11 protein-coding genes are annotated in these 14,606 nt (G+C 36.0%); 5 read left to right on the plus strand and 6 right to left on the minus strand.

Annotated features, from left to right (window positions below):
* Nucleotides 1-13 precede the first annotated feature (13 nt).
* On the plus strand, nucleotides 14-1,549 hold the full coding sequence (locus tag AC1Q7L_RS08350) for a YifB family Mg chelatase-like AAA ATPase (RefSeq protein WP_492305052.1): 1,536 nt from the start codon (nucleotides 14-16) through the stop codon (nucleotides 1,547-1,549).
* Nucleotides 1,550-1,725: 176 nt separating this feature from the next.
* On the plus strand, nucleotides 1,726-3,756 hold the full coding sequence (locus tag AC1Q7L_RS08355; protein WP_492305053.1) for a hypothetical protein: 2,031 nt from the start codon (nucleotides 1,726-1,728) through the stop codon (nucleotides 3,754-3,756).
* Between the two features lie 85 nt (nucleotides 3,757-3,841).
* On the opposite strand, the gene AC1Q7L_RS08360 is transcribed toward AC1Q7L_RS08355, so the two are convergent.
* Together AC1Q7L_RS08360 and AC1Q7L_RS08365 are read right to left on the minus strand one after the other, a co-directional pair.
* Nucleotides 3,842-5,077, minus strand: a complete 1,236-nt coding sequence (locus AC1Q7L_RS08360) for a spondin domain-containing protein (protein ID WP_492305054.1) — start codon at nucleotides 5,075-5,077, stop codon at nucleotides 3,842-3,844.
* Nucleotides 5,078-5,259: 182 nt separating this feature from the next.
* Nucleotides 5,260-7,470: a S46 family peptidase gene (locus tag AC1Q7L_RS08365; protein WP_410691643.1), complete on the minus strand. Its 2,211-nt coding sequence runs from the start codon at nucleotides 7,468-7,470 to the stop codon at nucleotides 5,260-5,262.
* An 86-nt stretch (nucleotides 7,471-7,556) separates the two neighbouring features.
* On the opposite strand from AC1Q7L_RS08365, the gene AC1Q7L_RS08370 reads away from it, so the two are divergent.
* Entirely contained in the window at nucleotides 7,557-7,991 is a 435-nt protein-coding gene (locus tag AC1Q7L_RS08370; RefSeq protein WP_492305055.1) for an META domain-containing protein, read from the plus strand.
* A 188-nt stretch (nucleotides 7,992-8,179) separates the two neighbouring features.
* Here AC1Q7L_RS08370 and AC1Q7L_RS08375 read toward each other — a convergent pair whose 3' ends face one another.
* The 4 genes from AC1Q7L_RS08375 to AC1Q7L_RS08390 form a co-directional block, all read right to left on the minus strand.
* Nucleotides 8,180-8,593 (minus strand): hypothetical protein, encoded by a 414-nt coding sequence (locus AC1Q7L_RS08375; protein WP_492305056.1) that lies wholly within the window; start codon nucleotides 8,591-8,593, stop codon nucleotides 8,180-8,182.
* Nucleotides 8,594-8,599: 6 nt separating this feature from the next.
* Complete coding sequence (locus tag AC1Q7L_RS08380; protein ID WP_492305057.1) at nucleotides 8,600-11,149, minus strand: beta strand repeat-containing protein; 2,550 nt, start codon at nucleotides 11,147-11,149, stop codon at nucleotides 8,600-8,602.
* 5 nt (nucleotides 11,150-11,154) lie between these two features.
* Entirely contained in the window at nucleotides 11,155-11,634 is a 480-nt protein-coding gene (locus AC1Q7L_RS08385; protein ID WP_492305058.1) for a T9SS type A sorting domain-containing protein, read from the minus strand.
* A gap of 190 nt (nucleotides 11,635-11,824) precedes the next feature.
* Nucleotides 11,825-12,538 carry a LytR/AlgR family response regulator transcription factor gene (locus AC1Q7L_RS08390; protein WP_410691638.1) on the minus strand — a complete coding sequence of 238 codons (714 nt, stop codon included), beginning with the start codon at nucleotides 12,536-12,538 and terminating at the stop codon, nucleotides 11,825-11,827.
* A 206-nt stretch (nucleotides 12,539-12,744) separates the two neighbouring features.
* Here AC1Q7L_RS08390 and hflX point away from each other — a divergent pair, with 206 nt between their 5' ends.
* Together hflX and AC1Q7L_RS08400 are read left to right on the plus strand one after the other, a co-directional pair.
* A complete protein-coding gene (gene hflX / locus AC1Q7L_RS08395) occupies nucleotides 12,745-13,971 on the plus strand; it encodes a GTPase HflX (RefSeq protein ID WP_410692136.1) in 1,227 nt (408 codons plus the stop codon).
* Nucleotides 13,971-14,600, plus strand: a complete 630-nt coding sequence (locus tag AC1Q7L_RS08400; protein WP_492305059.1) for a DUF4919 domain-containing protein — start codon at nucleotides 13,971-13,973, stop codon at nucleotides 14,598-14,600. Before hflX ends, AC1Q7L_RS08400 begins: the two co-directional genes overlap by 1 nt.
* Nucleotides 14,601-14,606: the final 6 nt, after the last annotated feature.

Here is a 14,606-nt window from a genome sequence, read left to right on the forward strand (position 1 = left end):
GCAAAACACAATCATGCTGGTTAAAATTTACGGAAGTGCAATTCATGGTGTTGCAGCGCAGACGATTACTATTGAAGTTAATATAGATACGGGTGGAGTCGGTTATCATTTGGTAGGACTTGCCGACAATGCCATCAAAGAAAGTAGTTATCGAATTTCCGCTGCGTTGAAAAACGTAGGTTACAAAATTCCCGGAAAGAAAATCACAATTAATATGGCTCCCGCAGATCTTCGGAAAGAAGGCGCGGCCTATGATTTAAGTATTGCAATCGGAATTTTAACCGCTTCAGATCAAATTTTAGCTGAAAATATTCAGGATTACATTATTATGGGTGAACTTTCATTGGATGGAAGTCTACAGCCGATTCGTGGTGTACTCCCGATCGCGATTCAGGCGAGGGAAGAGGGTTTTAAAGGAATCATTTTACCTAAACAAAACACGCGGGAAGCTGCTATCGTTAATAATCTTGATGTCTACGGCGTTGAGAATATTAAAGAAGTTATTGATTTTTTTAATGAAGGAAAACCTCTTGAAAAAGTATTTTTAGACACCCGAAAGGAATTTCAGGACAAAATTAATCTATTTCCTTTTGATTTTTCTGAGGTCAAAGGGCAAGAAACTGCAAAACGTGCGATGGAAGTTGCTGCAGCAGGCGGACATAATATTATTCTGATCGGACCTCCCGGAAGCGGAAAAACAATGTTGGCAAAACGAGTTCCAAGTATTTTACCTCCTTTAACATTAAAAGAAGCTCTGGAAACAACAAAGATACATTCCGTGGCGGGGAAAATGGGAATGGAAACGTCACTCATGACTGTTCGTCCTTTTAGATCACCTCATCATACGATCTCAGATGTTGCCTTAGTTGGTGGCGGAAGTTATCCTCAACCCGGAGAAATTTCTCTCGCCCATAACGGTGTTTTATTTTTAGATGAAATGCCGGAATTTAAAAGAACGGTTCTTGAAGTGATGCGACAACCCTTGGAAGATCGTGAAGTCACCATTTCCAGAGCTCGATTTACCGTAAATTATCCCGCAAGTTTTATGTTGGTCGCTTCGATGAATCCAAGTCCGAGTGGGTTTTTTCCTGATGATCCCAATAATACCTCATCTGTCTACGAAATGCAGCGATATATGAATAAACTTTCCGGACCGCTTTTGGATAGAATTGATATTCATATTGAAGTTCAAAAAGTTGAATTTGAACAACTCGCAGAAAAAAGAAAAGGTGAAAAAAGTGAAGACATTCGAAAACGAGTTTTAATTGCCCGTGAGATTCAAGGTGAGCGATATAAAGACTTGGAAATTAGTTACAACGCTCAAATCGGACCAAAGGAAATTGAAAAATTCTGTGAACTGGATCAATCCTCATTTAATCTCATAAAATTAGCCATGGAAAAACTCAATCTTTCCGCAAGAGCCTACGACCGAATTTTAAAAGTAGCCAGAACAATTGCCGATCTGGAAGAATCTCAAAATATTTTGTCTCATCACATTTCTGAAGCCATACAGTACAGAAGTTTAGATAGAGAGTTTTGGAATGTGTAGTGTGAAATTTTCCGCTAAGAAAAGATTTTAATTTATTTTAAAAATTTTAAAAATGATAAATAACACGTCGAGTTTTGTCGCTGTGCTGGGTGATATTTGCATTATAGAAAAACAGAGAGATATGGCCATATTAAAAATGTTGTTCTTAAATATTAACCAAACAAAAAATATTAAAAATGATTTTTACAGACGATTTTTTCTCAACAGGTTCAACTCTTCCAAATGATGATTTAGTACAATTAGTAGATCGTAAGACTTTAGAAAATGTAAATTACAAGAAAGTTACCACTTGGTATCATGAGGTTGGTCCAATGTACGTTGATGGTGTTATTATTAGAGAAAGGGACAATGACTATTACGCATTGACAAGTTTTCTAGCCGGTAAACCAATTAATATTGAGCTTTTCGGTGCGAAAGGAGATTCCAGAACTGATGACACAGAGGCATTTTTAAATGCGGCAAATTTTGTTAATGGGCTTCCAAGCTTTGTTTCTGTAGATCCGACTCAAAATATAGAAAACTATTCACTCGAAACACAATCTGTTACTTTAGTAGGAAATAGTCCTATTGGGTATAAAATTACAGAGACAGTAAAGTTTGAAAAACCGGTAAATTTCATAGTTGATAAAATATTTTATAGAGGAACAAGTGATAAAACAGCTTTAATTTTTCAGAATAGTTTTAAAAATACGATTACAACGAATATTTCAGGAACTCCGGGAACAGATATTTCTTCAGATGATTTTGTAGGAATATTACTTCAAGGTTCTCAACACTCAAAAATGTATCTTGGTGCTTCTTTCTTTACAAAAGGAATTATTTGTGAAGCCAATGATTCTTCGGGATTATTTCCTGGTTTTGCTTGGAATGAAATTCAATTAAAATCTATGCAATCCAATCGTGATTCATTTGTAATTAGAAATAAAAACAATGGATGGGCAAATGCAAATAGAGTTATAGGAGGAGAGTTTGCTTCATTTACCGGATTGATGGATCTTAATACAAATATTCAGAATAGAAAAAGAACTTTTATAAAATTTGAAAAAGATGAATTTTCTAAAGAAATTAATTCTTGGTTATTCTTAAACCAGGCATTTGAAGGAAAGTTGGTAGATGCTAATCAAAATGTAATTATTGAGACTCTGTGTTTTGATTTTTCGGCTGCAGGTTGTTTAGGAATATCAATTGTAGAGCCGAGAATAGAAAATGTAAATGATGAGAGATTAGGCATTTTCCGTAAAGGATCAGGGTTTAGTTTTAAATCAGGACAGTATGCTTCAGTTACAGATTTTACAGATGAAAATGGAATTAAATATTTAGGAGAAAAACCTATCGTTTTACTAGATGAGGATTTGAGTGAAGATTTCAAAACAAATGGATCAGAAAGTCATTTTTATGTAAAGAATTTAGAACCGTTTAACGAATATTCAGGATTATTTCCAAATGCGGATTATGATAATCAATTCTGTCAAATTTTTAAAATTAATGATTATAATACTAATTTGTGGGTAAAATGGCATAAGTATTCTCAGATTGTTCTTTTTGATGAAGACAGAAAGATGATAATGGATGATGTTTTATTGCAGGCTCAAATAGATCTAATTGATTTTAGGCCACAAGATTATTGGATTTCTGCTGGAGCAGGGGCTAATCCGACGGTTAAAATGATTAAAATCGGTGCTGAAGATGAAGGAGATTATGTAAATAATATGTCATTTATTCCCGAAGCAAAATATGTAGGAATTATTCAGAGAGTTTACGACAATGCAAGACTGAAAGTAATGATCAACAGAGCCGATAGGGGAAAAATTGAAAAGGTTAAATTCCTTGAAATTCCTAAAGATACCTATTCAACAATCGATGATCTTTCTGGCTCAAACTTAACTGGGTTTAATTTCAATACCGGAGAGAAATTCTATAATTTCAATACTTATAAAACTTCTGTAGTAAAAGAACCAGGAGTTGGAAGTACTTTATCAGGGTATACAGTTGATGCAGTAAATGGATCAAGAAAATTTACTGTCAAAACAGGTGCGATTGATAATTTATCAATTGGAACACCTTTTTATATTAATTCTACTACAAGCCAGATCACTTTCAAGATTACTGAAAAGCAAGGAAATATTATTGCAACAAATATTCCTTCTGATGTAACAATGACTGATATAGATATTATTTTCCCGGTCTGTACATATGATATTTACTAAAAATTAATTTTTAATATAAAAACGAAAAGAGTTTAGGACATCCTAAACTCTTTTTGTTTGAACTGAAAAAATTTCTTCTGTTTTTTTAATTAATCGTCACTTTCAAAACATTCTGAACACTAGGATTCGGAAACTGATTTCCTACTTTAGAAATCGCGGCGTTCTCAACTTGTGGAGTTCCTCCAAATAAAGCCTGATGATTTCCAGCTCCGGGATATTGATCGATACCTGTTCCCGAATCAAATAAAGATGTCTTAGAAGTTAGATCACCTGCTGCGTTGGCATCAATACTTTGTTCGTTAGCATAAAACCAGTCGTTAGAAAATCCAAACATGGTTACATAAGCAATCTTATCTCCCGGATTTACCTGAATTTTGGTACTTACTTTATTTCCAGGCGCAACTGGCGCATTTCCTGCAACATAAATTCCTTTCACATTCGGAGCAGATTTTAAGCTGTTTTGAAGCTTCATTGCATTTCCGAATTGTGCAATTTCTTTCAATCCTTTTCCGTCATCTACTTTTCCTAATTCATAAATTGGATTTTTATCACCGCTGTAAACAACAACCAAAGCAGGTGACAGTCCGGTCATAATTCCTGTATTGGCATTCAATTTCGTGATCATTTTATCAATGGTTCCTGTTTGTGCGATATCTGTAATTTCAGGATTTGATAAAGCATTTGGAGTGAAAAATGGCGCCGAATTTACTAATTGCGAACCATTATAATTAGAAACTGCCCAAACACCTGGAGAAAGAGGGGTTTCGTTTGCGGTACCTGTGGAAGTGTTGGTAATGGTTAATGTAAATCTAGAAGTAACATCATTGTAAGCAAGGTTTAGTTTTACAAGTTGAGACGCATTTACACCGGGAACCAATGCGATAGGTAAACTTTCCGGCTGTCCTGAAGTATTAGTTTTACTTCCGTTGTCCCATAATTGAACTTCCGAAGAAACGTCTCCGGTTATGGCATTTCCGTTATTGTCGAATAGTTTTATACCGGGTTGTTTCGAAGCAAAAAACCAGTCTTTTGAAGCTCCATACATGGTTGTAAACATTAATGCCTGAGCTTTTCCTGCGCTGAAGGTTATTGTTTGAGATTCTCCGGGTAAAATAACTTTATGTCCGGCAGGAGCAAAAAAAGTAACTCCGGGAATTTCTCCGCTTTGTACAAAATCTTTTGGTGTTACAACGTTCTCAAAAGTGATAGTTTTTTCTGCCGAATAATTTTCTATTATATCTCTGTTATCACAAGAGGTAAGTGCGAATATCGTCATAATACCTGTTGATAATGAAGCGATTTTAAAGATGTTTTTTTTCATAATAATTTTTTTATAGTTATAATTATATTCTTACAACCATAGACGAGGTCTTTTTAAAAACCTGACAAAAAAATTATATTATTTTCTTTTTTATTTGTTTAATTGATTCAATTTTAAATATTTAGCAATAAAAAAACCGCGAAATAAAATTTCACGGTTTTCAAAAATATATTCAATGAAGATTATTTTTTGCTTTTACCTGTTGTTTTTGCATGCTCAGGTTTCGCAGCTTTAGTTTTTGTATCAGCAGGAGTGTTTTCGTCTCTTACTAATTTTAGCTCGTCGATCAATCTTCTTGCACCAGCGTACTTGTCGATTGTCCAAAGAACAAAACGAACGTCAACGTTGATTGTTTTTTGCCATTCTTGTTCGAAAACGATGTCACCGCTTAAAGCTTCACTGTTTCCGTCGAATGCGATACCGATAAGATTTCCGTCTCCGTCAATTACAGGAGAACCAGAGTTCCCACCAGTAATATCGTTGTTTGATAAGAAGTTTACAGGCATGTAACCTTTAGCATCAGCATACTGACCGAAGTCGCTCATGTTGTAAAGGTCAATAACTCTTTGTGGAAGATCAAATTCTTCATCACCTTTCTTGTATTTACCTACAAGACCAGCCATATCTGTATAATAGTTATCAGTAACACCGAAATAGTTTCTATCTGTTCTGATTGGCAATTTATCTACAGTTCCGTAAGTTAATCTCATTGTAGAGTTAGCATCCGGATAGAATTTTTTCTCAGGCATAGCTTTCATTAAACCAGCTAAGAAAAGACGGTTGTTTTTAGCAAAATTGTCATCAATTTTAGAGAATCTCTCTCCAGATAATCTTTGATCTGTAGCTACACCGTTAGCGATCTTAAGAAGTGGATCTGCATCTAATTTTAAAGCATCCGGTTTCAAAACAAAGTTCGTAGCAGAAGTTTTGTTAGCGAAAATAGATGAATAAGCAACGTTTGATAAGTTCTTAGCATCCAATCCCATAATGGTAGCAGAAGCAACATCTTTATCTACTCTTGTCTGGTAAAGGTTAACCATAGAGTTTAACATTTCACCTTCAAGGTTTGTATTGATGTTTTCGTAAGCAGCTTTTACAGCAGCATCTACTTTAGGCTTCATAGCCAATCTTCCTGCCATATCTTGTGCAGCGTAAGCTTTAAGAACAGCTCCTAACTGGTAAGCAAGACTGATATATTTTGAGTTTCTTGAAAGCTGAGACATATAATTTCTCTCAACATTTCTTTTAGAAACCTGCTTGTAATAAGTAGCGATATCATCTAAGACAGTTTCGTTTTCTGCAACGTTTGCAGGCTGTACAGCCCATGTTTTGAATGCTTCTTCTACTTTTTGCTTGTCTGTAATTGTTCCGTTTTTGATAACGGCATCAATTGTTCCTTGTCTGTTTTTCCAGTAGTTGGCAACAGAAGCGTATTGAGAAGCATAGTTTAATTGAGTTCCTTTGTCTTTATCCATGTACTTCTTCATAACGTCCATCGCTAATTTAGAAGCCTCAACCCAAGCCGGGTAATCTTTATTAACCATTTGCTGAATTCCGTAAGAAGTCAAATAACGGTTTGTTCTTCCCGGGTAACCTAGGATCATTGAGAAATCACCTGGCTTAACCCCTTTAAGAGAAACAGGTAAGAAATGTTTAGGCTTTAAAGGAACGTTTGTTGGAGCAAATTCCGCAGGGTTTCCTGCAGCATCAGCATATACTCTGAAAACTGTAAAGTCTGCAGTATGTCTTGGCCACTCCCAGTTATCTGTATCACCTCCGAATTTTCCTAAAGATGATGGCGGTGCACCTACTAATCTTACGTCTTTGTAATCTTGGTAAACGAAATAATAGAATTCGTTTCCGTTGAAGAAGTCTCTTACAACTACTGTATATTTCCCGTTTTCAGAATTTTCAGTCTGGATTGCTTTAGTTTCAGCATCAATCACAGCTTTTCTCTCTTCTCCGGTCATTTTATTGTTCAGTTTAGAATTGATTCTTTGCGTAGCATCATCCATTCTAACTAAAAATCTTACATAAAGATCTTTTGCATTAAACTCATCTTTCTGCTTCATTGCCCAGAAACCATTCTTCAAATAGTCTTTTTCAGGAGTAGAAGCTGCTGCAACAGCACCGTAACCACAGTGGTGGTTTGTGAAAATAAGTCCTTTGTCAGAAACAATTTCCCCAGTACAGAAACCACCGAAACTTACGATAGCATCCTTCATACTTGAGTTGTTTACTGAATAAATCTCTTCAGGGGTTAAATGCAAACCTTCTTTTTGCATGTCAACACCATTTAATCTTTTGATGAGCATTAACAGCCACATCCCCTCATCCGCCCTCATCTGAGCGAAGCCCAACAAGAAAGTGAATAGTAGAAATAGTCTTTTCATTTTATATAATAATTTTTGTGTCGCTAATTTACTAATTTTTATGGGATTCTGCTTCTGAATGGTATGAAAATGGGATTCTGGAATGTATGAAAAAAATATTGCTCTCAGTTTTCGCTGTTTTGTTTTTAAGTTTAATCTTTAATTGCTCTACAGTACAGGTTAAAAATCCACATATCCAGAGAGAATGGATGCTGATTTCTTTTGATAATTTCACTAAAAATGAATTAATTAAGAATAAAGCGGGTATTAATTTAACGGCTCCTAAGGAAAACGGTAAAATCCGTGGAAGTGCTTTTATGGGATGCAACAATATGTTCTTCTCTTCAGAGTTTAAGAACAATGGAAAAGTAAAGATTTCAGGAGTCAGAAGTACAATGAAAGCCTGTCAAAATATGGACTTGGAAACCAAATTTTCAAAAAGTTTTCAAAATATGACGAAATATTCGGTTGAAGGCCATTTTCTTACGTTGTCGGATGATCAGGGAAATTCAATGAAATTTGTTGCTGCGGATTGGGATTAATTTTAATAGTCATATTTTAACGCAAAGTTTGTCATTCGGAGGAATCTAAATAAAATTTGTAGAGATGCTTCCAGCATGACAAAGTGAATGTTTTAATTATAAATATTTAAATAATTCTGTTTTAAAAATATAAAAAGTCCACCTTGTTAGATGGACTTTCTTTTTGTTGAAAAATCTAGTGTTTGTTATTAGTTTTTAGGAATTGTTTTTTTTATCTCCTGCAAGGTTGCTGTGTTGGGTAATCCTTGTACATTTTGATTTGTGTTCCTAGAATTATTTGCTTTACGTACCTGTCTGTTGGGAACTGTTGCTAAAATTTCTTCTAAACTTGCCGTGTTGGGTAGTAATTTCCCTGAATTATTACTTGATGGTTGTGTTTTTGCTTCTTTTTTAACTTCAAGACCTTGTTCGGATGCTAAAGTTACAGTTTGGGTCTGCTTTTTCTGAGCGTTTTCCTGACTGCTTTTCAGCATCTGGGCATCATGCTCCTTAAGCTCTTTTACAACTTGTGCCTGATCCTGCAGTTCGGAAGTTTTTTTACTTTCCTGAGCATAAATGCTTACACTCAATGTTAATAATGCGATGATATATAATGATTTCATGATCGTTTATTTAATGTTTACAAGTACTTTTATTTTTCCGATTCCGTCTTGGTCATAATCTTGAAGTGCTTTTCCAATCACTTGTCCGATTTTTACTTTTTTGATGTTGGCTTTCATGGCAACTCCGGATTTTGATGAGGTTACCAAAAGATCACCTCTTTTTATAGCGCCGCCCTGAAGACAAACTTTTGTCGGAATAACTCCAATTACACCCATCGGAACTTTTCCGATTAATTCAGAATCTATATTTTCTTCAGTTAAAAGAACTCCCGGTTTTGTAGCGTAAACTCCGGCAACAAGATTAGAATATGGTTTTGAAGATTTTTCTACCGTTCTGTCGGTATCAGTTGATATTACTAAAATATCACCAGGTTCGTATTCTGAAGTGTTTCCTTCAACATCGAAGGCTTCAGCTAAATCGGCACCGCTGTTCTGAGTTCCGCCGTTGAAGAATCCTTTTCCTGTTTTATCGATACGAGCCACGTTTGTTGACGCACTCTGATAAGTAGCAATACTTCCTGATGGGCCTTGATGATTAACAAGTAGAGTAGATCCTGTACCGGTCGTGGTTATATGGACTACCGGCTGACCGTTGGCGTTGTTAAAGTTGGCAAATCTACCGGCTTTACCTGTACCAAAGTTGGGAACCCATCCATAAATGGCGTTACCGGTTCCATCTACTGTGGATTCTACACCATCACCACTACCACCGGCATTGGCAGTAATTCCATTTCCGTTTCCTTCTGATAACGCGATTAGAGCGGGGCCATTTCCTGCCGGATTTCTTTGATAGAATAAGCCTGCAAAACCTCCGGTACCAATAGATTCACCATAAACTCCCGCGGTTCCGAAATTGGCAAATATAGAATTCACTTTACCATGTACCGCTGCAGAAGTACCGTTGGTATTATCTACGAAGAAATCTCCGGCCATACCATTTCCGACTGTTTTTGCAGTAATTACAGAATTTGTATTTGATGTATTAAAATTTTGAAATTCCGCTGGTTTTCCTAAACTGAATGTTGGTGTCCAGCCATAGATTGCACGACCAGCTCCGTCAACATTAGCTTCTACTGCATCACCGTCTTTTCCGGCATTGGCGACAATGGCATCACCATTACCATCTGTTAAAGAAATTAAACCTGCTCCATTTCCACTTGGATTTGATGCATAAAATAATCCGGCACGACCTCCAGTTCCTGAAGAAATACCAAAAATACCCGCAGCGCCAAAGTTTCCGAAGATAGTATTAACTTCCCCTCTTACTGCAGCACCAACACTGTTTGTATTATCAACTAAGAAAGAAGCGGCGTTACCTTGGGTATTGTCAGGGATATTTCCTGCACCGTTGGTTTCTACCTCGAAAGTATTATTTATATCATTGGAAGCATTGGTATTTTCAAAACGTCCTGCACGTCCTTTACTACTGTTTATTCCGACTTGACCAAAAACTCCGATACCCGTTCCTGTTGTATTGGTAGCAACAAAACCTCTTACACCGTAACCTCCGCCATCGTTTCTACCTACTACTGCTCCGGCAATATTACTGGTTGTTCTACCAACGACCGCTTCACCTGCTCCATTATTATCTCCTATAATACCTGCAGAAGTTTGCTGAGAAGTAATTCCTTGTACAGCAAACCCACTTCCTGTAGAACTTAATACACCTGCTCCGGTTCCTGATGAGGAAACATTAATAACAGTTCCGTTTCCTAGCGTTGAAGCGTTGAGAACATTATTGGAATTAGCATTATTTAATATTGAAATATTAGCGGCAATACCATTGGTACTTGTCGCATTAAGACCTGTTCCTGTATTGCTGTTGGCATATACTCCGTATCCAGCTGCTGATGAATTTCCGTAAACGCCGATACCGCCAGGTGTAACCCCATAAACTCCCCATCCGCTTCCGTTTTGACTTCCCCAAACACCTACACCTAGACCTCCTGTACCATTATTAATACCTCGAACCCCTGAAGAGAATCCGCCGGCAGCTGTATTGCTAACAGTTCCACGAACGGCAGCAATACTGGAAGTTGTTGTATTATTAATACCTTCCACAGAAGTTCCGTCTCCGTCATTGATTAATGTGAAAAGTGTTCCTGCGTTATTTACCGTATTAGTATAAGGTATTGCGAAACTTCCACCACCTCCGCCTGCTGTTTTTGCATACATGGCGTAAGGAACACTTAATAATTGACTTGTTCCTGCAATGGTATAGTTAGTTCCGCCTGCTGGATCTGTTTCTGTTTTTAAATAATAATTTCCTGTAGACCAGTTGATGGTATTGAAAGTTCCTGTAAGAACAGTTCCTGCACCAATTTCAAGGGTTACAAGACCGTTTACGTTGGTATTTCCTGTTAGTCTTTCAGAATATACGGCAGCTCCTGCCGGAGATCCCTGTAATACACTTACTCGAACGGCAATAGCCTGATTGGATAAAATTTGACCTGAGCCATTTCGCATAATGGCCTGATAACTCATTTTTTCGGGTACTTGTGCATAAGCTAAAAAGGAGCCCAGCATAATCCCGACCGTTAATAATATTTTTTTCATGGTAGTTATTTTTTAATGATTTTAAATGTTTTGATGTTTTCTCCGTTTTGGTTGATCCTGATGATATACATGGCGGATGGTAGTGAAGAAAAATTGAACTCAGATTTTGACTGAGTAATTTTATCCCTTTTAATTAATTTTCCCTGAGCGTCGAATAGTGAATACTCGGCTCCTTTGTAGCTGTTTGTGGTGAAATCTAAAAACAGATAGTCTTTAAATGGGTTAGGATAAATTAAAATGTCTTTTTCAGCTGATGACGTTTCATTGGTAGCGAGGGTGGTAATTTCGTAGGCCTGTTGTACGCCTTCCAAAACCTGATTGGTACCTTTTATAAGGTAAGTGGTTTGCCCTACACTGTAAGAAACGGATCCTGTGCCTCCTGTAGCATTCGCTCCCGTTGCCAAGACTACTGATTGTGCTTTCAGCAGGCTGACGGATACGGTGAGCGGAATGAGAAAGAAACAGTAAATAGATGTTCTTTTCATGTAAAATAGTTTTGTGGTTATTAATTGGTTTTTTCCTAAAATTTGTGGAAATTTTGGAAGACTAAATTACCACATATCACGGCCGTATATTTGGAAAATAGACAAACGACCGAAATAATCGACGAACGACGATTAGTGAAATATTGTTAACAATTTATTTATAAACCAATAGGTTAGAATGATTTTCTTTTTAAGATTGAGAATCAAAAAAAGAAAGGTTGTCTTTGTAAGTTCTTCCGATCGGAAGTTTGATTTGATGAACCAGCTCAACTTCATGCGTGTTTTTACTTCTTATTAAGTGTCGCGGAACAGCGTAGCTTCGATGAATTCTCACAAAAGAATCGAAAGAGTTTTTATGCAGAAGATTTCCAATTGAGTCTAAAATGCAGTGCTTTTTTTCGGAAGTGATGATTCTTGTGTAATCTTTTAATGCTTCAAGATAAAGAATGTCGGTTATTTTAACTTGGAAAATGTTGCCGTTTTCTTTTATTTTAATGCTGTTTTCGCCGAGTAAAGTATCAAAGCAGTCGCTTTTTTCTTTCATTTCGAAATAATTGAAAAGCTTTTGCATGGAATGATGAAAACGTTCTGTTTTTAAAGGTTTTGAAATGAAATCTAATGTGTTGATTTCGAAAGTATCAATAGCAAATTCAGGGTGAGAACTTACAAAAATGCAGATTGGGATTTTATGAGCTAGTTTCCTGAATTCCAATCCATTCATGCCGGGGAGTTTAGCTTCGATGAATAAAAGATCAATGGGAAGTCCGAGATAGGGAATCGCTTTTTCCGCTGAATCAAAAGAAGCAACAATTTCTATATTCTCATATTGTTTGATATGATGATGCAGAACCAGTCTGTCTAGCTCATCACCATCAATGATCATACATCTAATATTGGTAATCATGATTCTCGGAATGTTAGTTTTTATGTAATTGATTAAAATTTAATTATTAAACTCAAAAAATTACTTCATAAAGTTATTAAATTTCTATAAATCAATTGTATTGTAAACTTAAATTAACATTAAAATCTTTCAAGATTAAAAAAATGATTTTGTTTTTTCTTCTGAAAATGGTAACTTGTAAATCTCACAAACATAGACAGAATTTAATGCTAGACAAGAAAGAACATAATTACGAAAAAGCTATTTTGGTGGGTGTTATTACTCAGAACCAAGACGAAGATAAGCTTACGGAATATATGGATGAATTGGAGTTTTTGGCTTTCACAGCTGGAGCTACCATACAAAAAAGGTTTACTCAAAAATTAACTCAGCCTGATTCCAAGACCTTTATCGGGAGCGGAAAAGCTCAGGAAATAAAAGAATATGTAAAGGAAAACGGGATAGGAACCATTATTTTTGATGATGAATTGTCTCCTTCTCAACTTAAAAATCTTGAAAAAGAAATAGAAGTAAAAATCCTGGACAGAACCAATCTTATCCTTGATATTTTTGCCCAAAGAGCGCAGACTTCTTACGCAAGAACTCAGGTTGAGTTGGCGCAATATCAATACTTATTACCTCGACTGACAAGAATGTGGACTCACTTGGAGCGTCAGAAAGGGGGAATTGGGATGAGAGGGCCCGGGGAAACTGAGATTGAAACCGACCGTCGTATCATCCGTGACCGAATTTCCTTATTGAAGGATAAACTGAAAACAATCGACAGGCAAATGGCTACCCAACGTAATAACCGTGGAAAGGTTGTTCGTGCTGCTTTGGTAGGGTACACCAATGTTGGAAAATCTACATTGATGAATGCTTTGTCAAAATCTGATGTTTTCGCTGAAAATAAATTATTTGCAACGCTGGATACTACAGTAAGAAAAGTGGTGATTGGTAATTTACCGTTTCTATTGACAGATACAGTAGGATTTATCAGAAAATTACCAACACAGCTTGTTGAATCCTTCAAATCAACTCTTGATGAGGTTCGTGAAGCGGATTTATTGATTCACGTTGTAGATATTTCTCACGAAAGCTTTGAAGATCATATAGAATCTGTAAATAATACGTTAATGGAAATCAATGCGCATCAAAAACCGATGATCATGGTTTTCAATAAGATTGATGATTTCAGTTATGATAAAAAAGATGATGACGATTTAACGCCATCTACAAAAAGAAATGTTTCGTTAGAAGAATGGCAAAAAACATGGATGGGGAAATCTAAGCATCCAACGGTTTTCATCTCGGCTTTAACGAAAGAAAACTTCCCGGAAATGAAAAAGATGATCTACGATGAGGTAATGAAAATTCATATCGCAAGATTTCCTTACAATGATTTCCTTTTCGAATATTTCGATAATGATGAGGAAGAAGAAACCAACGAGTAATGAAATATCACTTTTTCCTTTTACTTCTTTTTGTGTCGGTTTTTAGTTTTAGTCAAAAATCAAAAATCGATTTCAAAAGTATTGAGAAAAGCCTTACAAATGCTCAATCTCCGTATAATTACGAAAAACTGATCTTTAAATATAAGGGATATCCCAACTCTTTAGACAGTATAGAAGCGCAATATCTTTATTATGGAAGAAATTTCAGGAAAGATAAAATTTCTACTTTAGATGATGATTTCAAGAAGCTTGCAGAAGCTTTCAAGGATAAAAATTTTGAAGAATGTGTTAAATTAGGTAAGGTTCTTTATGATAAAGATCCTACCAATCTGGATGTTCTTCTTATCTTGCTGCGTGCGTATGATTCTCTGAAGGATGGGAGTAATTTCACGCATCATTTAGGGCAATTTCGTTTGCTTGCAGACGCTATGAAGGCTTCCGGAGACGGAAAATCTGAAAAAACGGCATATGCTGTAAACAGCGTGGGAGATGAATATATTCTTCTGAATATGTTGAATATAGGACAGGATTACACAAGAGGTTCTAAAGCTTTAAAAGACGGAATGATGGATATTTGGGAAAAAGAAGACAATAAAATTTATATCAAAGTACTTTATTTAGACTTTTAATTTAAA

It is taken from the genome of Chryseobacterium sp. GW823-FHT05E08 (assembly GCF_058795655.1).

Excerpts from the sequence above, each read along its gene's own strand:
- AC1Q7L_RS08350 (WP_492305052.1), top strand. The coding sequence starts at position 14 with ATGCTGGTTAAAATTTACGGAAGTGCAATTCATGGTGTTGCAGCGCAG.
- AC1Q7L_RS08355 (WP_492305053.1), top strand. The coding sequence starts at position 1,726 with ATGATTTTTACAGACGATTTTTTCTCAACAGGTTCAACTCTTCCAAAT.
- AC1Q7L_RS08360 (WP_492305054.1), bottom strand. The coding sequence starts at position 5,077 with ATGAAAAAAAACATCTTTAAAATCGCTTCATTATCAACAGGTATTATG.
- AC1Q7L_RS08365 (WP_410691643.1), bottom strand. The coding sequence starts at position 7,470 with ATGAAAAGACTATTTCTACTATTCACTTTCTTGTTGGGCTTCGCTCAG.
- AC1Q7L_RS08370 (WP_492305055.1), top strand. The coding sequence starts at position 7,557 with ATGAAAAAAATATTGCTCTCAGTTTTCGCTGTTTTGTTTTTAAGTTTA.
- AC1Q7L_RS08375 (WP_492305056.1), bottom strand. The coding sequence starts at position 8,593 with ATGAAATCATTATATATCATCGCATTATTAACATTGAGTGTAAGCATT.
- AC1Q7L_RS08380 (WP_492305057.1), bottom strand. The coding sequence starts at position 11,149 with ATGAAAAAAATATTATTAACGGTCGGGATTATGCTGGGCTCCTTTTTA.
- AC1Q7L_RS08385 (WP_492305058.1), bottom strand. The coding sequence starts at position 11,634 with ATGAAAAGAACATCTATTTACTGTTTCTTTCTCATTCCGCTCACCGTA.
- AC1Q7L_RS08390 (WP_410691638.1), bottom strand. The coding sequence starts at position 12,538 with ATGATTACCAATATTAGATGTATGATCATTGATGGTGATGAGCTAGAC.
- hflX (WP_410692136.1), top strand. The coding sequence starts at position 12,745 with ATGCTAGACAAGAAAGAACATAATTACGAAAAAGCTATTTTGGTGGGT.
- AC1Q7L_RS08400 (WP_492305059.1), top strand. The coding sequence starts at position 13,971 with ATGAAATATCACTTTTTCCTTTTACTTCTTTTTGTGTCGGTTTTTAGT.